At 59.9% G+C, this 19060-nt stretch carries 17 protein-coding genes; 8 read left to right on the top strand and 9 right to left on the bottom strand.

Going from position 1 to position 19060, the window contains the following annotated elements; all coding sequences use genetic code 11:
* The 3 genes from AACR93_RS08710 (at position 1) to glpG (ending at position 1978) form a co-directional block, all read left to right on the top strand.
* The gene (locus AACR93_RS08710) at positions 1-702 is read left to right on the top strand and encodes an ABC transporter ATP-binding protein (RefSeq protein WP_041210590.1); all 702 of its coding nucleotides are present in this window, start codon (positions 1-3) and stop codon (positions 700-702) included.
* 122 nt (positions 703-824) lie between these two features.
* The gene (gene glpE / locus AACR93_RS08705; protein ID WP_043850512.1) at positions 825-1148 is read left to right on the top strand and encodes a thiosulfate sulfurtransferase GlpE; all 324 of its coding nucleotides are present in this window, start codon (positions 825-827) and stop codon (positions 1146-1148) included.
* Positions 1145-1978 (top strand): rhomboid family intramembrane serine protease GlpG, encoded by an 834-nt coding sequence (gene glpG / locus AACR93_RS08700; protein WP_043850511.1) that lies wholly within the window; start codon positions 1145-1147, stop codon positions 1976-1978. The genes glpE and glpG overlap by 4 nt, the downstream gene beginning before the upstream one ends.
* Before the next feature lie 67 nt (positions 1979-2045).
* Here glpG and AACR93_RS08695 read toward each other — a convergent pair whose 3' ends face one another.
* Positions 2046-4472: a VolA/Pla-1 family phospholipase gene (locus AACR93_RS08695; RefSeq protein WP_043850510.1), complete on the bottom strand. Its 2427-nt coding sequence runs from the start codon at positions 4470-4472 to the stop codon at positions 2046-2048.
* Positions 4473-4769: 297 nt separating this feature from the next.
* Between AACR93_RS08695 and ubiK the strand changes: the two genes are divergently transcribed.
* Positions 4770-5027, top strand: a complete 258-nt coding sequence (gene ubiK, locus AACR93_RS08690) for a ubiquinone biosynthesis accessory factor UbiK (RefSeq protein ID WP_033112871.1) — start codon at positions 4770-4772, stop codon at positions 5025-5027.
* A gap of 51 nt (positions 5028-5078) precedes the next feature.
* On the opposite strand, the gene AACR93_RS08685 is transcribed toward ubiK, so the two are convergent.
* The 6 genes from AACR93_RS08685 to trxA all read right to left on the bottom strand — a co-directional run bounded on the left by AACR93_RS08685 (position 5079) and on the right by trxA (position 11554).
* Positions 5079-6092 carry a GGDEF domain-containing protein gene (locus tag AACR93_RS08685; protein ID WP_052497063.1) on the bottom strand — a complete coding sequence of 338 codons (1014 nt, stop codon included), beginning with the start codon at positions 6090-6092 and terminating at the stop codon, positions 5079-5081.
* 214 nt (positions 6093-6306) lie between these two features.
* Entirely contained in the window at positions 6307-7005 is a 699-nt protein-coding gene (gene fre / locus AACR93_RS08680) for an NAD(P)H-flavin reductase (protein ID WP_041210586.1), read from the bottom strand.
* A gap of 146 nt (positions 7006-7151) precedes the next feature.
* Positions 7152-8621 (bottom strand): 4-hydroxy-3-polyprenylbenzoate decarboxylase, encoded by a 1470-nt coding sequence (gene ubiD, locus AACR93_RS08675; protein WP_043850509.1) that lies wholly within the window; start codon positions 8619-8621, stop codon positions 7152-7154.
* Between the two features lie 33 nt (positions 8622-8654).
* Positions 8655-9653, bottom strand: a complete 999-nt coding sequence (locus tag AACR93_RS08670) for a hypothetical protein (protein ID WP_043850508.1) — start codon at positions 9651-9653, stop codon at positions 8655-8657.
* A 108-nt stretch (positions 9654-9761) separates the two neighbouring features.
* The gene (rho, locus tag AACR93_RS08665; RefSeq protein ID WP_005339417.1) at positions 9762-11027 is read right to left on the bottom strand and encodes a transcription termination factor Rho; all 1266 of its coding nucleotides are present in this window, start codon (positions 11025-11027) and stop codon (positions 9762-9764) included.
* Positions 11028-11227: 200 nt separating this feature from the next.
* Positions 11228-11554, bottom strand: a complete 327-nt coding sequence (gene trxA, locus AACR93_RS08660) for a thioredoxin TrxA (protein WP_005339416.1) — start codon at positions 11552-11554, stop codon at positions 11228-11230.
* A 113-nt stretch (positions 11555-11667) separates the two neighbouring features.
* On the opposite strand from trxA, the gene rhlB reads away from it, so the two are divergent.
* The 3 genes from rhlB to AACR93_RS08645 are packed head-to-tail and all read left to right on the top strand — an operon-like array spanning position 11668 to position 14757.
* Positions 11668-12957, top strand: coding sequence for an ATP-dependent RNA helicase RhlB (gene rhlB, locus AACR93_RS08655; protein WP_041210583.1), 1290 nt, complete (start codon positions 11668-11670; stop codon positions 12955-12957).
* A 12-nt stretch (positions 12958-12969) separates the two neighbouring features.
* The gene (gppA, locus tag AACR93_RS08650; RefSeq protein WP_043850507.1) at positions 12970-14460 is read left to right on the top strand and encodes a guanosine-5'-triphosphate,3'-diphosphate diphosphatase; all 1491 of its coding nucleotides are present in this window, start codon (positions 12970-12972) and stop codon (positions 14458-14460) included.
* A 27-nt stretch (positions 14461-14487) separates the two neighbouring features.
* Positions 14488-14757 (top strand): Rho-binding antiterminator, encoded by a 270-nt coding sequence (locus tag AACR93_RS08645; protein WP_043850506.1) that lies wholly within the window; start codon positions 14488-14490, stop codon positions 14755-14757.
* Between the two features lie 74 nt (positions 14758-14831).
* Here the strand turns inward: AACR93_RS08645 and AACR93_RS08640 are convergent, their stop codons facing one another.
* Complete coding sequence (locus AACR93_RS08640; RefSeq protein ID WP_043850505.1) at positions 14832-15578, bottom strand: class I SAM-dependent methyltransferase; 747 nt, start codon at positions 15576-15578, stop codon at positions 14832-14834.
* A gap of 76 nt (positions 15579-15654) precedes the next feature.
* Between AACR93_RS08640 and AACR93_RS08635 the strand changes: the two genes are divergently transcribed.
* Entirely contained in the window at positions 15655-16395 is a 741-nt protein-coding gene (locus AACR93_RS08635; protein ID WP_041210579.1) for a substrate-binding periplasmic protein, read from the top strand.
* A 3-nt stretch (positions 16396-16398) separates the two neighbouring features.
* On the opposite strand, the gene AACR93_RS08630 is transcribed toward AACR93_RS08635, so the two are convergent.
* Positions 16399-18948 (bottom strand): putative bifunctional diguanylate cyclase/phosphodiesterase, encoded by a 2550-nt coding sequence (locus AACR93_RS08630; RefSeq protein ID WP_043850504.1) that lies wholly within the window; start codon positions 18946-18948, stop codon positions 16399-16401.
* Between the last annotated feature and the right edge of the window lie 112 nt (positions 18949-19060).

Here is a 19060-nt window from a genome sequence, read left to right as displayed (position 1 = left end):
ATGTTAGAACTTCGCAACGTATCGACCCACTACGGCAAAATTCAGGCACTGCACGACGTCAGCGTCGAGGTGAAAGAGGGGGAAATCGTCACCCTGATCGGTGCCAATGGCGCCGGCAAGACCACCCTGCTGATGACCCTCTGCGGCGAGCCCAAGCCCAGCAGCGGCTCCATCTGGTTCGAGGGGGAGCAGATCAGCGACCTCTCCACCGCCCGCATCATGCGCAAGGATATTGCCGTGGTGCCGGAGGGGCGCCGCATCTTTGCCCGTCTGACGGTGGAGGAGAACCTGCTGATGGGCGCCTTCTTCGTCGACAAGGCCGAGCAGCATGGCCTGCTGGATCAGGTGTTTACCCTGTTCCCGCGCCTGCATGAGCGACTGGAGCAGCGCGCCGGCACCATGTCCGGCGGCGAGCAGCAGATGCTGGCCATCGGCCGTGCCCTGATGAGCAAGCCGCGCCTGCTGCTGCTGGACGAGCCTTCGCTGGGTCTGGCCCCTATCGTCATCCAGCAGATCTTCGACACCATAGAGCAGCTGCGCCAGAAGGGGATGACCATCTTTCTGGTGGAACAGAACGCCAATCAGGCGCTCAAGCTGGCCGACCGCGGCTATGTGCTGGAGAACGGCCGCGTGGTGCTGCAGGATACGGGAGCGGCACTGCTCGCCAACCCGGCGGTGCGACAGGCTTATCTCGGCGGTTAACCCACTGACCCGCATGCCATATCGACAAGGGAGCCACAGGCTCCCTTATCTTTTGTGGGGTTAGTTTGTGCCCAAGCTTGCGGTACACTGACCGGCAATCAACCTATTCTCAGGACATCCAGATGGACCAGTTTGCCCATATCAATGCCCATGATGCCCACCAGAAACTGAGTGCAGGCGAAGCCCGCCTGGTGGACATTCGCGACCCGCAATCCTTCGCGGCAGCCCACGCGGTCGGCGCCTTCCACCTTACCAACGGCACTCTGGTGCGCTTCATGAACGAGGTGGAGTTCGACACCCCGGTCATCGTGATGTGCTACCACGGCAACAGCAGTCAGGGAGCGGCCCAGTACCTGCTGCAACAGGGGTACGACGAAGTTTACAGTCTGGATGGCGGCTTCGAGGCGTGGCGCCGCGAGTTTCCCATCGAGGCAGGCGAAGCATGATCCAGCTGCTGGTGCTCGACAACGCCCGCATGGCGCAGGCGCTGGTGGACTATCTGGCGACGCTGGGCATCTCCTGCGAGCTGACCCAGTCCGAGCTGGGGGTCACCATCTGGCTGGCTGACGAGCAGCGCCTCGCCCAGGCCCAGCTGGAGGTGAAACGCTTCCTCACCGAGCCGAACCACCCTCGCTATATGGAGGCCTCCTGGCAGTCCGGCCGGGCCGATGCCCGCATCGACTACAGCAAGGGGATGACGGATCCCGTCACTGATTTCCTCCATCAGGCGGGGCCACTGACCTTGGTGGTCATCATCGCCTGTCTCGCCGTCTACGGGATCGATGCCATCGGCCTGCCCATCTACGACGAACTGGCTTTCCACCCGACCCTGGCCCAGTTCACCGACTGGCAGGCATGGCGCTACTTTACCCCGGCCTTCATCCACTTTTCGGTGCTCCATCTGGTGTTCAACTTGCTGTGGTGGTGGTATCTCGGTGGTCAGATCGAGCAGCGTCTTGGCAGCGGCAAGCTGCTGATCCTGCTGCTGGTGGGCGCCGCCCTGCCCAACATCGCCGAGTTCTTCGCCAGCGGCCCGCTGTTTGGCGGCCTCTCCGGCGTGGTCTATGCCCTGCTCGGCTACTGCTGGCTGCGCAGCAAGCTGCAACCGGCCTGTGGCCTGACTCTGCCACCGGCGCTGATGGGCTTTATGCTGTTCTGGATGGTGCTCGGCTTCTTCGACATGCTCGGCACCAGCACCGCCAATATCGCCCACCTGACCGGTCTGCTGGTCGGCCTGCTGCAAGGCTGGCTGGATCGGCATCACCAGCCGAGCTGAATTTTTCAGCTGCTGCAGAAACGAGAACGCCGCCCCGAAGGGCGGCGTTTGTTTATGGTCTGTGCAGTTACTGCTTGAGCAGGGTATTGTCGTTCACCTGCACTGCCGCGCCACCGCTCATAAAGAAGCTGGCAAACTCGGTCTGCATCTCGCTGGTCACCAGCGCGTTGCTGTCATTGCCATCAGGCGCCAGCAGCGAGCTGTGGCCACCGGCCACAAAGCGGGCTGCATGGTGGCTGGCAGGGATCACACCCGGCCCGCCTTGCAACGCCTGCAAACCCAACACCTTGAACAGCGGCTCGGTGCCACCAAGTGGTGCAGAGGCAATGCGGTTCGGGATCACCTGATCCGGCAGATTGAGTGCACCATTGCCAACGATTTCGGTGGCAAACAGCGGGAAGTTGCTCTTGATGCCGCGACCCAGGTTGATCGGGTCGGCAGAATCGAGCACTGTCTGGGCAGCAAAGCTGTAGCTCTGCAACGTGCTCGCCGCGGCCGCCTGAGTGGTCGCATTCAGACTGGGCAGGAACTCGTTGACGAAGCAGGTTGCCTTGACTGTCTTGCAGTTGGGTTCATAGGCCGCAAAGCCCGCTTTCAACTCGGGGCTGCCTGCTGTCAGCACGCTCATCTTGATGGTCGGCCCAAAGCTCGGAGAATCGAGCAGCAGCGGAGCAATACCGCCACCCGGCATCGCCAGACCACCGGTATCGAACTTGAACAGAGCATCAGCCAGGGTACTGCCTGTGGTCTGGTTGGCGACCGCCAGCAGATTGGCCCCGGTAATGGCACCGAGTGAGTGACCGAGGAAGTGAACCTTGATATTGCCGGCACTGCCGATCACGTTGCCGCTGTTGGCCAGGCCCACCGCCAGACGCAGACCCAGCAGGTCGGCCACGCTCTGTTTCAGGTTGTCCCGCGCTACCGTCAGATAACCCAGATTCAGGTAGGGAGTCGGGTTTGCCGAGGTGGTCACGGTCGCCATACTGCCGCTAAGAGCGAAGCCGCGTTCACCATGCAGAGGATGATCGATCACCACTACCGCTACCTTTTTACCAGCCCCCATACCTGCGCCAATTTGGCTCAACGCCAGCGCATAGGCATTCTCCTTGATGGAGGTGACCCCGTGCTGATAGATGATCACATCGGTGATGGTATTAAGAGCATCTTTGGCAAAAATTCGCATCGGCACGGATTGTACTTCGGTCAATGCCGGCAGGGGATTGAAGCGGCCGATATTGTGCTCGCTATCCAGCGGCTTGCCACCGGAGGTGAGGGTCACCCCAATCAGTTTGCTCGCCTCGGTCAGCAGTTCGCTCTGACGGCTCGGGTCAGCGATCAGTGTTGCCAGCAGAGTCGGGTCAACACCGGCACCAACCAGTCCGCCGATTACTTCGCTATCACCGGCCTTCAGGGCGTTGGCTATGGCATAGAGGCTGGGGATGGCACCATGCCAGGACTGGGTCTTGGCCTTGTCCCATGACCCTGCTACTGACGGTGTAGAGAGGAAATAAGGAAGCTTGACGGTTCCGGTATATACCGTTGTCAGATTGGCAATATTTGTGAGCTGTGTGCTGTTGGCAATGGTGGTAGCCAGTAGATTTTTCTGATCCGACGGCAGGAACTGCTCATTAGCCATCTGGGTCAGGAAAGCACCGCTGCCTGTCACTGCCATGGTATAGGTGCTAGGCAGGCTGGTATTGCCCTTGGCATCCTGTTTCCATACCTTGGCGGCATCCAGACCGTTCTGTGCCACCTTGGCTGCAGCCCCTTTCACCGCCAGCAGCACATCTGCGCCGGACTGGGTGGCAAACCAGTCGGAGAAGATCACCCGATCACTGGTAATGCCGGTGGCAGATTTGAACAGCCCCTCTTGCAGCGCAACCAGATTGCTGATGCTCTGCTCCTGAGTCGTGGTGCCACTGTTTGTCTTGTAGGTGCTGTAGTCACTGCCAGCCTTGAGCGGTGTTCCGCGACTGTCTTTGAGCGAATCGGTGGCGACAATCATGTAATAGGAGGAGGTATTCAGCGGCTTGAGCGGTACCAGATTGAGAGTGCCACCGGCAGCACGAACAACAAAATCCGTACCATATACCAGCGGCTGATTATTCTTCACGCCATTTGGCTGTAGAGTCGTCGGATCCAGTGTCAGCTCCAGCAGATAGATGGGGGCGACAGAGGCGGCAAAGTCTGCGTCAGCAGGAGCAGGAACCGACACGCCACTCACGGTGGCCGGGTTCAGCTGAATGGGTTGGGTGGTAGACCAGCCATCCAGCGTGGAGAGAGCGGATACCGGGTTGGAGAGATCCTGAGTCTCGGTCGAAAATTTCAGGGTGCCATCGCTGGCACGGGGTGCCAGTACGCTGGGGCGCGCACCACTCATCCCACTCAGGGCGTAGTCGAGGGTACTGGTGGTATCCCCCATCTTGTCATTCTCACCACCACATCCGGCCAGCAAGGCACTGATGATGGCTGCATAAATTAGCTTCTTCTTCATTTTTTGTTCTCTTTATCAGGTTGTTATCCATCACAAACCAACGAAGCAATCATCACTTCGACCGCACAAAGTTAACATAAGAACAACAACACACAGACTCACACCGGTCATATTCCAATCAGGTTTGTGCTCTGCATCATGGTTTCAGGTCAACAAGGGGGCGCAAGGGTAGCAGCAGTTGGCGCATCACCAGACCCGACCAGCAATAACGGGCAGCGAGGTGTAAAAAGCTGCCGCGATCTCGGCAAAATGAGGGAATTGTCGGTAGAATGTCCACCAACGCTTAAGGAGGACATCATGATCGACCCGAAGAAACTGGAAGAGATCGCCAAACAGGTACACAACTCCCTGCCGCCCGGCATCCGCAGCATGGGCGAAGAGGCCGAGAAGAAGATCCGTCAGGTGTTGCAGGCACAGCTCAACAAGCTGGATCTGGTAAGCCGTGAAGAGTTCGACGTGCAGACCAAGGTTCTGCTGCGTACCCGGGAAAAACTGGCCGCCCTCGAAAGCAAGCTGGCTCAACTCGAAGAGCAACTCGGCGCCAAAGGCGAATAACGGAAACCCCAGCATGGCTGGGGTTTCTGCTTTACGGAGCTCGGGTTGTCGTCACACCCGCAGCAAGTGCCAGGCCCGTTTGCCGCGCGCCTTCGCCTCATACATCGCCTGATCGGCCACCTCCAGCGCCTGCCGAAACGACAGCGATGCCCCCTCCCACAAAGCGATGCCGATACTGAGCCCGACCCGTTGCGAACAACCGGGTCTGGGCACATAGCTTTGCATCCGGCCAATCAGGGCATCGGCCAGCTCGGCCAAGGTATGGCTTGAGACCCCCCGGCTGAGGTGCACCACAAATTCGTCGCCACCGTAGCGACCACACAGGGCCGAGCCCGGCATGATGAGACGCAACCACTCCGCCATCTGCTGCAAAACCTGATCGCCACAGGCATGACCTAGCTGGTCATTGATCCCCTTGAAATCGTCCAGATCGATAAAGAGCAGCGCTCCCGCCCCATCATGTTGCTGCTGAGCAAACGCCTTGCCAAAGCCCTGCCGGTTGAGCAGGCCGGTCAGGGCATCGCTGTTGGCACGCTCCGCCAGCCTCTGCTCATAGGCTTTGCGTTGGGTGATGTCGATATGGGAGCCCATGATCCGCAGTGGCTTGCCATCGGCGTCCCGATCGACCACCCGCCCCCGATCCCAGAGCCAGGTGACCTCCCCTTGCGGGTTGATAGTGCGGTATTCGACTTCGTAGAAAGGGGTTTTCCCCTCGAGATGATCGAAGTAGCTGCCCATGGCGTGAGCGCGATCGTCGGGGTGGAGCTTGGCGCTCCATTGGTCGAAATGGGGAGCCATGTCACCGACCTGAAAGTTCTGTAGGTTGAACACCCGCAGTTCGCCAGTCGGAATAATCCCCTGCCAGAGGCAGATGCCGGTACCATCGAGAGCGGCATTGAGCTTCTCCTGCAGCAGGCTGTTTTCATGCTTCAGAGCGGCAATTTCTGCCTGCAACCGGGCCAGTTCACCAATACGGGAGGAGGAGATCAGGGTCGCCGCCGGCTCCGCGGAGCCCTGCTCTCCCCTTGCATCTTCTGTCGATGATCTTCCCTCTTCGCTCAACACAGCGCCTCCTCGCCCCATCCCGGGATATCCTTATCCTGCCGCCGACAATCACGCACAAAGATGCCACCAGCTGCAGGGAATTAGTAGCCATTCATACCTGAAATTGCGAAAAAAACTGGACTTGAATGACGAACTCCACACTATCCCGATCTGGTCGCGCCACCATAGCAAAACCCCCGGCTTGACCGGGGGTTTTGGCAGCACAAACGGCTTGTCAGATAAACTCGTAGGCGTCGCCGAAGATGCGTTCCGGCTCGGCACCGAGGATCTTGAACTCCTCACGGGCCGCCCCCGCCATCTCGAAGCGACCGGCGACATAGATGTCGTACTCATGGAGGCTGACGAAATCATCCATGATAGCCTTGTGTACCAGACCGGTACGGCCACTCCAGTCGCTCTCCGGCTCCTGTACCACCGGGATGAAGGTGAGCGGCGCGTAGTCACGCTCCCACTGCTGCATCTGCTCCAGCTCGTAGAGCCAGTGTGCCTGACGCACCCCCCAGTAGAAGAAAACCGGACGCTTGCTGCCGCTGTCGATCAGGTACTCCAGAATCGATTTGGCATAGGAGAAACCGGTGCCGCCGGCCATCAGGATCAGCGGGCGGGGGGATTCGTTGCGCAGGAAGGCTTTGCCGGCGGGCAGCTCGACCTCGATCTCCCCCTGTTCGCGCATACGGGCCAGCACCTGACCGGCATAGGCGTTTTCGGGAGTCGCACCGATCTGCAGCTCCAGCACGCCCGGGCGGGTCGGCGAGTTGGCGATGGAGAAGGGACGCTTGTCCGAATCGCTCATCACCACCAGCAGATACTGGCCCGGCTTGAAGCTGACCTCTTGCTGCGGCGTCAGGGCCACATGCCAGATGGTGTCGACATATTCGCGCAGTTCCTCTACGCGGCATTTGATACGTTGCATTCTTGTCCTTGTGGCGGGTTCGCTCGACCCGCTTCGCTCATTGTTTCACTGTCAGGTGATAACCAGCACTGCTGGCCCCATTCGTCGAGGATACCCAAATCGCTGCGGATCTCATCCATTTTTGCAGCAAACGGGCCATTTTCGCCTCAACCGAGGATATTCAACTCATCCCAGATGGCATCGATCTTCTGCTTCACCGCCTCATCCTGCACGATGGGCTGACCCCACTCGCGGTTGGTCTCCCCCGGCCACTTGTTGGTGGCATCCAGCCCCATCTTGGAGCCAAGGCCGGAGATGGGCGAGGCGAAGTCCAGATAGTCGATCGGGGTGTGTTCGATCAGGGTGGTATCACGGGCCGGGTCCATCCGGGTGGTAATGGCCCAGATCACATCCTTCCAGTCGCGGGCGTTGACGTCGTCATCACACACCACCACGAACTTGGTATACATGAACTGGCGCAGGAAAGACCAGACCCCCAGCATCACCCGCTTGGCGTGGCCCGGGTAACGCTTCTTGATGGTGACCACTGCCATCCGGTAGGAGCACCCCTCCGGCGGCAGATAGAAGTCAACGATCTCGGGGAACTGCTTCTGCAACAGCGGCACGAACACCTCGTTCAGCGCCAGACCCAGCACCGCCGGCTCATCGGGCGGACGGCCGGTGTAGGTGCTGTGATAGATGGCATCCTTGCGCATCGTCATGTGGGTGATGGTAAAGACCGGGAACTCGTCCACCTCGTTGTAGTAGCCGGTGTGGTCGCCATAAGGGCCTTCCGGCGCCATCTCGCCCGGCTCCAGATAGCCTTCCAGCACGATCTCGGCGCTGGCGGGCACCTCCAGGTCACAGCTGATGGCTTTTACCACCTCGGTACGGCTGCCGCGCAGCAGACCGGCAAAGGCGTATTCGGAGAGGGTATCCGGCACCGGCGTCACGGCGCCAAGAATGGTCGCCGGATCGGCGCCGAGCGCCACCACCACCGGGAAGCGCTCGCCCGGATGGGCCTCCTGCCACTCGCGAAAATCGATGGCTCCGCCGCGATGATCCAGCCAGCGCATGATCAGCTTGTTCTTGGCGATCTTCTGCTGGCGGTAGATGCCGAGGTTCTGCCGCTTCTTGTAGGGGCCGCGGGTGATGGTGAGACCCCAGGTGACCAGCGGCGCCACATCGCCCGGCCAGCAGTGCTGGATCGGGATCTGGTCGAGATCGACCGCATCTCCCTCCTGCACCACCTGCTGGCAGGGGGCGGAAGAGAGCCGCTTGGTCGGCATGTTGAGCACCTGCTTGAATATCGGCAGCTTCTCCATCAGCTCCTTGAAGCCACGGGGCGGTTCAGGCTCCTTCAGATAGGAGAGCCATACCCCGACCTGACGCAAGGCGTTCACATCGGGCTGGCCCATCCCCATAGCGACCCGATCCGGGGTACCAAACAGGTTGGTCAACACCGGCATGGTGTAGCCTTTGGGATTTTCAAACAGCAGAGCCGGGCCGCCCGCACGCAGGGTGCGGTCGCTGATTTCGGTCATCTCCAGATAGGGGTCTATCTCGCGGGTAATCCGCTTGAGTTGTCCGTTCTGTTCCAACTGCGCGACAAAATCACGCAAGTCCTTGTATTTCATGCAGGTTCCCAACCAGATTCAGGAGGTGAGGCATTATAACCCTGGCCGCCTCTCCGGTGTACCCGAATCGGGGAAGAGAGTCGGAGTCATGGGATTCTGATCATGCTGCCCAAGGCGTTTGGCCAGCGCCGACAACAGCAATGGCTCATCCACCTCCATCAACAGATCGGCCACCAGAGATCCATACTGCCGATTGGCCAGCTCACCAAGCAGGTAGCTTCTTGCCTGTTGCGGCAGGGGGGAAAGCGCGCTCAGCTGGCGCAGGGCCGGCTCTTTCAGATGGGGATTGGTGCTCGCGGCAATCAGCAACTCGCTGGCCTCATTACCCTGATGAAAGCGGTTGATGGTGGCCAGCGCAGCCAGAGCATCCTGATCCACCGGTTGGCGCCAGAGGCGGCTGTAGAGTGCCGGCTCGCCGGTACGCTGCAGCAGGTAGCTCAGTAGACGGTTGTCAGGCAGATAGATGTTCTGGGCAGCCAGCGTCCGGCTCTCGCGCTGCAGCAGGGAAACCGGCAGCTGCTCGAGGGCCTGCAGCAGCGCCTGTTGCTGACGAGCCAGCTCGGGGTTGCCGCGGTAGTAGATCGACTTGAAACCGAAAGTGCCCTGCTCCAGTTGCTGGCGATAATCAGCCTGCCACGCCAGTTGCTGCCACTGACCCAGCAGCAGCCGTGCCTGAGCGGCAAAATCGTAGGCGGGTTGCTGGACCAGAAAGCCATCCACCCGCTGCTCGACCAGCCACCGGGGGGCCTTGTCTGCCTGGGCTGCCACCCAGGCGTGCAGTTCGGGTGACGCCGGCAGGGTCACGTTGATATTGCGCAACAGTTGCAGCAGCAGATACTCCCGCTGCTCGCGGCTCTGGGTCGCCAGCAGGGAATCGACAGCGGCAAACTGCCCCCGTTGCAGGCAATTCGACAGATAGCGCAGATCGGTGCCCAGCTCGGCAGCCTCCACCGAAGGAGGCTCTGGCACGCTCTGCGCAAAGGCCGGGATACCGAACAGCAATCCCGGCAGTAACCAGTAAACGGGTTTCATGACGTCTCTATCCTTGTGACATCGAAGCTTCATACTACCCAGTCGGCCGAAATTTAGATAAACAAAAACCGCGACCTTGGCCGCGGTTTCGTCATTTTCTGACCTGACTTACTTCTGTTGGCGCCGCATGGCGTCGAAGAACTCGTCGTTGGTCTTGGTCATCGCCAGTTTGTCGATGAGGAATTCGATACCGTCGATCTCGCCCATCGGGTGGACAATCTTGCGCAGGATCCACATCTTCTGCAGCTCGTCACCGGAGGTGAGCAGCTCTTCCTTACGGGTGCCTGAGCGGGTGATGTCGATAGCCGGGTAGACGCGCTTCTCGGCAATCTTGCGCGAGAGGTGCAGTTCCATGTTGCCGGTACCCTTGAACTCTTCGTAGATAACCTCATCCATCTTGGAGCCGGTATCGATCAGCGCGGTAGCGATGATGGTCAGGCTGCCGCCCTCCTCAACATTACGCGCGGCGCCGAAGAAGCGCTTGGGACGGTGCAGGGCGTTGGCGTCCACACCACCGGTCAGTACCTTGCCGGATGACGGGATAACGGTGTTGTAGGCACGAGCCAGACGGGTGATGGAGTCCAGCAGGATCACCACATCCTTCTTGTGCTCGACCAGACGCTTGGCCTTCTCGATCACCATTTCGGCAACCTGAACGTGACGGGATGCCGGCTCGTCGAAGGTGGAAGCGATCACTTCACCTTTAACCATACGCTGCATCTCGGTCACTTCTTCCGGACGCTCGTCGATCAGCAGAACGATCAGTTCACAGTCGGGATGGTTGTAGGCGATGCTCTGGGCGATGTTCTGCAGCAGCATGGTCTTACCGGCCTTGGGCGGTGCGACGATGAGGCCGCGCTGACCTTTACCGATCGGGGAGGCCAGATCCAGTACGCGAGCAGTGATGTCTTCGGTAGAACCGTTGCCACGCTCCATGCGCAGACGCTCGTTGGCGTGCAGCGGAGTGAGGTTTTCAAACAGGATCTTGTTGCGGGAGTTTTCCGGACGGTCGTAGTTGACCTCGTTGACCTTGAGCAGCGCGAAGTAGCGTTCGCCCTCTTTCGGCGGTCGGATCTTGCCGGAGATGGTATCGCCGGTACGCAGGTTGAAGCGGCGGATCTGGCTCGGGGAGACGTAGATATCGTCAGGGCCCGCCAGGTAAGAACCGTCAGCACTGCGCAGGAACCCGAAACCGTCGGTCAGGATTTCCAGCACACCGTCGCCAAAGATATCCTCGCCACCCTTGGCGTGCGCCTTGAGGATCGCGAAAATAATGTCTTTCTTGTGCGCCCGAGCCAGATTTTCCAACCCCATGGATTCGCCGAGCTTGACCAGCTCAGACACAGGAGTGTTCTTTAATTCAGTCAGATTCATAGTGGTGAAAGTCTGTAAGCAAGGATTGAAATGAGGAGACAGTCTGCTGGATTGATGCTGATCGGATTTGACTTGCCAGGCTAGCAATGGAGTCAGGCAAAAAGGTTAGCAAACGAGCGATAAACTAGCACCAATCGGGATGAGCGTCTAGGTGATAAAACAGAAGGAGCGCATTATTGCAATGCGCTCCTCTTCGATTATTACAGGTTGCCGTCCAGGAACTCTTTCAGCTGAGTCTTGGACAGTGCACCGACCTTGGTCGCTGCCACTTCGCCATTCTTGAACAGCAAGAGGGTCGGGATACCACGAATGCCGTACTTGGGCGGAGTATCAGAGTTATGGTCGATGTTCAGTTTGGCTACGGTCACGCGACCTTCGTACTCTTGGGCAACTTCTTCCAGGATCGGGGCAATCATCTTGCACGGACCACACCACTCGGCCCAGAAGTCGACCAGAACGGCGCCATCGGCTTTGATTACATCTGCCTCGAAGCTGGCATCGCTCAGCTGAACAATCTTGTCACTCATCTCCAACTCCAGTCAGTAAATAAGGCTTTATTGACACGTCAATAAAGGCAATAGTTGCCCTATTTGAAATGATCCTGTTTATTATTGCAAGCCTAACCTGATAACCTACCGCCATGAGCAAAACACACTTAACGACCGACAAATTCGCCCAAATGGGCCTCGAACCCGAAGTTCTGGCTGGTCTGGAAGCAAAGGGATTTCACTATTGTACGCCCATCCAGGCACTGTCCCTGCCACTGCTGGTAGAGGGCCATGACCTCGCCGGGCAAGCACAGACAGGCACCGGCAAAACCATCGCCTTTCTGGCCGCCACCTTCAACTATCTTCTTACCCACCCGCTGACCAAACCCCGTCTGGTAAATCAACCCAGAGCCATCATCATGGCACCCACCCGGGAGCTGGCAGTACAGATCTATAACGATGCCGACAGCATCGCCGCCTCTACCGGCCTGAAACTCGGCCTCGCCTACGGTGGTGAAGGTTACGACAAGCAGCTGGCCGTGCTGGAGCAGGGCGTCGACATCCTGATCGGCACCACTGGCCGCATCATCGACTACTTCAAGTCCAAGGTGATCGACCTGAGCAACATCCAGGTCGTGGTGCTGGACGAAGCGGATCGCATGTTCGATTTGGGCTTCATCAAGGATATCCGCTTCCTGTTCCGCCGCATGCCGCCCGCCACCGAGCGTCTGAGCATGCTGTTCTCCGCCACCCTCTCCCTGCGCGTGCAGGAGCTGGCCTACGAACACATGAACCACCCGGAACATGTGCAGGTAGAGCCGGAGCAGATGACCGGCGTGCGGATCAAGGAGGAGCTGTTCTACCCCTCCAACGAAGACAAGATGTTGCTGCTGCTCTCCCTGATGGAAGAGGAGTGGCCGGAGAAAGCCATCGTCTTCGCCAACACCAAGCATGTCTGTGAAGACGTTCATGCCTGGCTGGAGAACGACGGCCACCGCGTTGGTCTGCTGACCGGCGACGTGCCGCAGAAGAAGCGGATGAAGATCCTGGAAGAGTTCACCAAGGGTTCGCTGGACATTCTGGTCGCCACCGACGTGGCCGCCCGTGGTCTGCACATCCCCGACGTGACCCACGTCTTCAACTACGACCTGCCCGACGATGCCGAGGACTATGTTCACCGTATCGGTCGTACCGGCCGTGCCGGCAAGAGCGGTCACTCCATCAGCCTGGCCTGTGAAGACTATGCCTTCAACCTGCCGGCCATCGAGGAGTACATCCACCACCCGATCCCGGTCAGCAAGTATGATCGCGAAGCACTGCTGGATGATGTCACCGCGCCGAAACGGGTGTTCCGCAACCGCCAACCGGTGAACCGCAACATGCGGGATCGCCAGGGCGGTGGCAACAGCAACAACCGCCGTCGTCCGCCGCGCAAAAGCTAAAGGATAGGCCCGTTGCACAACTCGCCTCTCTATGCCGCCATAGACCTCGGCTCCAACAGCTTTCACATGCTGGTGGTGCGCGAGGTCGCCGGTGCCCTGCGCACCGTTGCCAAGGTCAAACGCAAGGTTCGCCTCGCCGCCGGGCTTGATGCCGACTTCCGTCTCAGCCGTACCGCCATGGAGCGGGGCTGGGACTGTCTGCGCCTGTTCGCCGAACAGCTGCAAGACATCCCGGCCGACAACATCCGGGTAGTGGGTACCGCCACTCTGCGGCTGGCTACCAACGTCGACGAGTTCATCAGCGAAGCGGAACGGGTGCTCAACCACAGCATCGAGATCATCTCGGGCGAGGAAGAGGCCAAGACCATCTATGAGGGGGTCTCCTGGACCTCTGCCGGTGAAGGCAACCGACTGGTTATCGACATCGGCGGTGCCAGTACCGAACTGGTGATCGGCGAGCATAGCGAAGCGAAACTGCTCAATAGCCTGCACATGGGATGCGTCACCTGGCTCAACAATCACTTCGGTGATGGCGAGCTCTCCGAAGCCCGTTTCGAGCAGGCGATTGCCGCCGCCAAGGCGGTGCTGGAGAAGGTGGCGGATGATTACCGTGCCCTTGGCTGGCGCACTTGCGTCGGTGCCTCCGGTACGGTACAGGCGCTGCAGGAGATCATGCTGGCGCAGGGGAAGAGCGAGCGGGTCACCCTGCCGAAACTGCAGGAGCTGATGGGTCAGGCCATCGCCTGCGGCAAGCTCGACCAGCTGCAACTGGAAGGGCTGGCAGCCGAACGGCTGACCGTGTTCCCCTCCGGCCTCGCCATCCTGATCGCCATCTTTGAAACCCTGAACATCGAGAGCATGACGCTGGCGGGTGGTGCCCTGCGCGAAGGCTTGATCTACGGCCTGCTCGGCAACAATCACGACTGCGATGCCCGTGACCGCACCGCCGACAGCCTGATCAACCGCTACCAGCTGGACAAGGAGCACGCCGAGCGGGTGCGTGACACCGCCATTGAGGCGTTCACCCAGTTGCAGCCGGCCTGGCGCCTCTCCAAGCGCTATGGTCGCCCGATCCTGCGCTACGCAGCACTGCTGCACGAAATCGGTCTCTGCATCGAGTACAAGAAGGCGCCGCAACACGCCGCCTACATCATCGACAACATCGATATGCCGGGCTTCACTCCCGCGCAGAAGAAGCTGTTGTCGGCCCTGCTGTTCAACCAGCGGGATGAATTCAAGCTGGAACCGCTGGAGAAGCAGGGGGCGGTAACCGCTCGTCAGGCGATCCGGCTGGCCCGCATCCTGCGTATCGCCCTGATCCTCTGCATGCGCCGCACCCAGGGAACCGTGCCCGGCTTCACGCTGGAAGCGGACGAGGATGCGCTCACCCTGACCCTGCCCAAAGGGTGGCTCGAAGAGCACTACCTGCGCGCCAGCGAACTGCGCTTTGAAGTGGAGCGCCAGCAGAAGATGGGCTGGCCGACCCGTTTGCAGGAAGCCTGATCCCTCTGCCTTCTCAAGGAGCAGACCATGCCCGATTACCAACCCATCAGCTGTGACCTTTACGACTGGCTGGAGATTGCCGCCAGCTGGCAGTTGCAGGTCGCGCTGACCAGTCGGGACGGACGTCAGTGGGCGGATCGGATCCGCACCATAGAGGCCCGCGATGGGGTGGAGTATCTCCAGCTGCACAGCGGCGAGCAGCTCAGTCTGGCAGATCTGGCGACCATGAGATTCAGCTGGCAGGGAGAGGAGAAGCAGATCCGCTTCGCCCCACCAGCCCTGTCAGACAGCCAATAAATAGCAAGAGGGCCAACCCGATCAGGTTGGCCCTCTTTTTTGTTTGGTCGCCCGGGCGATATGCCAGTCGTCGCTTAACTCGCCAGTGCCGCCATTACGTAGACATCGAAGCGGTTGCTCTTGGTCTCGATGGCCATGCTCGGCTTCTGTTCGTTGAGCCAGCCGGCGTAGTCGGGGCGCTTCACCACCACCCGCTTCTCTGCCATCTGGAGCGCTGCTGGCAGCAGGGCATCGGCATCGAGATCCGGCCCCACCAGCGACTGGAACACTCGCATCTCTTTTTTCACCAGCGCCGACTTCTGCTTGTGCGGGAACATGGGGTCGAGGTAGATCACCTCGGGCCGTTCGGTCAGCCCCAGCAGAGTATCCACCGCAGGGCCGTGCATCAGCTGCATCCGCTCGCGTACCCATGGGCCGATCTCGGAGTCTTCTGCGGCGCGTGCCAGACCATCCTGCAGCAGGGCGGCCACCACGGGGCTGCGCTCAATCATGGTCACCCGGCAACCGAGAGAGGCCAGTACGAAGGCATCGCGTCCCAGCCCGGCCGTGGCATCGACCACGGTCGGAGTCGCCCCCGACTTGAGCCCCACCGCCTTGGCGATGGACTGACCGCGACCGCCGCCAAACTTGCGGCGATGGGCGACGGCTCCTTCGACGAAATCCACGTAGACAGCCCCCAGCTTGGGCTCATCCAGCTTGCGCAGCTCCAGCCGCTCCGGGGTAAATACCAGAGCAAACTGGGGGAGGTCTATCTGGGCAAGCTGGCTGGCCAGCGCGTCTGCCAGCGCTGCCTTGGCGGGGTCTTCGAGGAGGATTTGCATGGTCTCTGGATGCGTTCTAAGTTCAGTGAACCGAGTGTACCACAGCCCCTTCGCGTCGCTGTAGGGAGGAAACCCCATGAACCTGCTCATCGCCTTGCTGCTCGCCGCCCAGAGCAGCCCCAATCTCAAGGTCTGTGGCGTGGACTGGCCCCCCTTCTCCTATGCCGAACAGGGCAACCTGAAAGAGGGGATATCGGTCGAGATCCATCAGGAGGTGGCGCACCGCCTCGGCATGAGCCTCACCCTGCTCGAACTGCCGTGGGGACGCTGCGAACAGTACGTCAACACCGAGCTGGCGGACGGCATTCTCGACAATGCTCCCCTGCCCGGCTGCTACCACTCTGACCTTGCTACTGCTTTCTACCCGCTGGCCGCCTATGTGCGCACCGACAGCCCGCTGCAGACTTTCTCATGGGAGATGGCCAAGGGACTGAAAGTGGGGATGGTCAGGGGCTATGATTACACGGACAAGATCAAGAACTTCACCGGCTGGGAACCCATCAAGGCCCACTCCGACAAACAGTTGCTGCTGATGCTGGAGAAGAGCCGGGTCGACATGATAGTGCTGGATTACTTCTCGGCCCCCATCCTCTCCAAGGAGCAGGACGTCAAGATCCGCGCCCTCACCCCCTTTATCGATTCAACCCCGCTCTATCTCTGCTTTGGCAAACAGAGAGCAGAGCTGCTGCCCGCCTACAACAAGGCGCTGCAGCAGATGCTGGATGAGGGGGTGCTGGATCGCATCTATATGCGCTATCTCGGGGAGGATTACCGGACGCTGCGGGGCAAGCAGGAGAAATTGAAACCGGCGCAGTGACGGTCAGCTGGAACGGGCCTGCAAAAACATGTTCTTGTCGTTGAGCTGCAGATATTCGGTGAGATCGTCGTAGGCGAGCGGACGACTGAGCAGATAACCCTGAGTAAAGGCACACCCCTTCTGGCAGAGGAAGTTGAGCTGCTCGCGAGTCTCCACCCCTTCTATCACCACCTGCATCCCGAGGTTGTGCACTATGTTGATGATGCCGTCCAGCAGCATCCGATCCTGTTCGTTGAAGGGGATATGGCGCACGAAAGATCGGTCGATCTTGACCAGATCTACCGGGAATGTGCGCAGATAGTTGAGCGCCGAGTAGCCGGTGCCGAAGTCATCGATGGCCAGCTTGCAGCCCGCCTCGCGCAGGGCATCGATCCGCACCCTATGCTGATCGCTGCTCTCCATCAGCAGAGATTCGGTAATTTCGATGACGATGTCGGCAGGATCGAGCTCAAAATGGTGGATAACCTTGAGCCACTCGCTCGCTTCCGGATCTATAGTCTGGAACTCCATGGTGGAGCGGTTGATCGACATCTGCAGATCCGGAAAACCGGAGCGCTGCAAACGCGCCAGATCCCGACACGACTGCCACAGCACCAATGAACCCAGCCCCTGGATCAGCCCCGCCTCCTCCGCCAGTGGGATGAACTCGGCCGGTGAAACCTGTCCCCACTGGGGGTGATACCAGCGTACCAGCGCCTCCAGCTTGGCCACCCGCCCGCTGCGGTTGTCCCAGATGGGCTGGTAGGCCATGGTCAGCTGCTCCTGCTTGATCGCTTCCGCCAGATCCTGCTGCATCTGATGGCGCTGGCGCACCTCTTCACGCATGGAGGAGCAGTAGGTGCCGATCAGCCGTCCCTGCCGTTTGGCGGCAAACAGCGCCTGCTCGGCGTTACGCAGCAGCTCGTCGCTCTCGCTGCCATCGATGGGGCAGAGGGTCATCCCCACCGTTGCTGTCACGTAGAGGTGCTGGTTCGCCAGCATGAAGGGGCGGGCAAAGCTGCCGATCACCTGCTTGGCAAACACCTCTGCCTGACGGCGGGTCACTATGCCCGGCACCAGAAAGGCGAACTCGTCACCACCGATGCGGGCCACCAGATCCTCGGTGCGCACCCGGCTCACCAATCGATCCGACACCTCCCGCAGCAGGGCGTCACCGGCATGGTGATCCATACTGTTGTTGACCGCCTTGAAGTTGTTGAGGTCGAGCACCATCAGGGCGAAGCGTTCGCCCCGCTCGCAGAAACGACCTAGGCAGCGGCCAAACAGCCAGCGGTTGGGCAGGCTGGTGAGGTTGTCATAGTTGGCCTGTGCCGCGATCTTCTGTTCGGCGAGCTTGGTCTGGGAAAGGTCGCTGAAAATGGCGATATATTGCTGAATCTTACCCCCTTCACGCAGGGTGCTGATCATCAGCTGCTGCGGATAGAGCTTGCCGTTCTTGCGCTTGTTCCACACCTCGCCGCGCCATACTCCCACCCGCTCCAGCGCGTGGTACATGTCGGCATAGAAGGTCTGATCGTGCAGGCCGGACTTGAGGATACTGGGGCGCAGGCCACACACCTCCTCGCTGCTGTAGCCGGTGATCTGCTCGAACGCCGGGTTGACCGAGATGATGCGACTGTCGTCATCACACACCAGGATCGCCTCGGAGAGGTTGTCATAGACCCGGTGAGAGAGCTTGAGCTGCTCGGCGTGGCGCTTGAGGGGATCGATATTCTCCAGCAGCACCATCAGATAATCCGGCTGCTGCAGAGCATCGCGAATAAGGGTCACCGTTACCCGCCCCCACAGCACTTCCCCGCCCTTGCAGAAGTAGCGCTTCTCCTGAGTGAAGCTGCTGCGCTCGCCACGATAGAGTTGCTCGTAGTATTCGGCGCTGCGCATCCAGTCTTCGGGATGGTTGATGTCGGAGATGGTGCGATGGAGCAGCTCGTCGAGCGGGTATCCCAGCATCTTCTCGATGGCCGGGTTGGCCCAGAGGATGCGGCCGGCAAGGTCCAGCTTGCCGATCCCGACCGGCGCATGGGAGAGCATGCTCTGCAGCATATGAGGCGAATCGGGCAGCGGCTGCTGCGCGCGCTGCAGCAGGAGGGCCAGCTCGCGGCCAGCCAGCGGCCCCAGCAGCTTGAGCAACCCCATTACCTTGCCCATGTTGGCCTGTGGCTGGCGATAGAGCAGGCTGCAGATACCGATGGGTTCGCCATCGGCGTTCTTGAGCACAATGCCGGCATAAGCCTGCGGCTGCCACTCCTGCGCAAGGGGCACATGGGGGAAGAGCTGGAGCAAACGGTCGCTGAACCAGGCTTCCCCCTCATGCCAGGTGATGGCATCGGGCGAGCCGGTTAGCGGCAGTTGCAGGGATTCGGGTTCAAGGCAGGAAGGATAAGCGGCCTGCGCCCTGAATTGGGCAGCGTTTGGTTCCCATGTTGTGATCAGGACGACATCAGCCATCACAACCGCGGCGATTTCACTCACAAAGGTATCGAAATATCCCTGACCACTCGAATGAGCCAGACTGGAGATGATTTGATAGACGGAATCGAGTGCTCGCCTCATGGCAAGGGGCTTTCTCTCCTTGAAGATGTAGAACACGACTCTACTTAAGAGGCGCGGGCAGTGCAAACATGCATTCAGCAAGATATTAAAAAGGCATGAGAAAAGGGACCAA

This window comes from Aeromonas sp. L_1B5_3 (assembly GCF_963866575.1).
Classification (GTDB): domain Bacteria; phylum Pseudomonadota; class Gammaproteobacteria; order Enterobacterales; family Aeromonadaceae; genus Aeromonas; species Aeromonas jandaei.
Note: the sequence above shows the minus strand (reverse complement) of the source record. Positions and strands in the feature narration are given on the sequence as shown.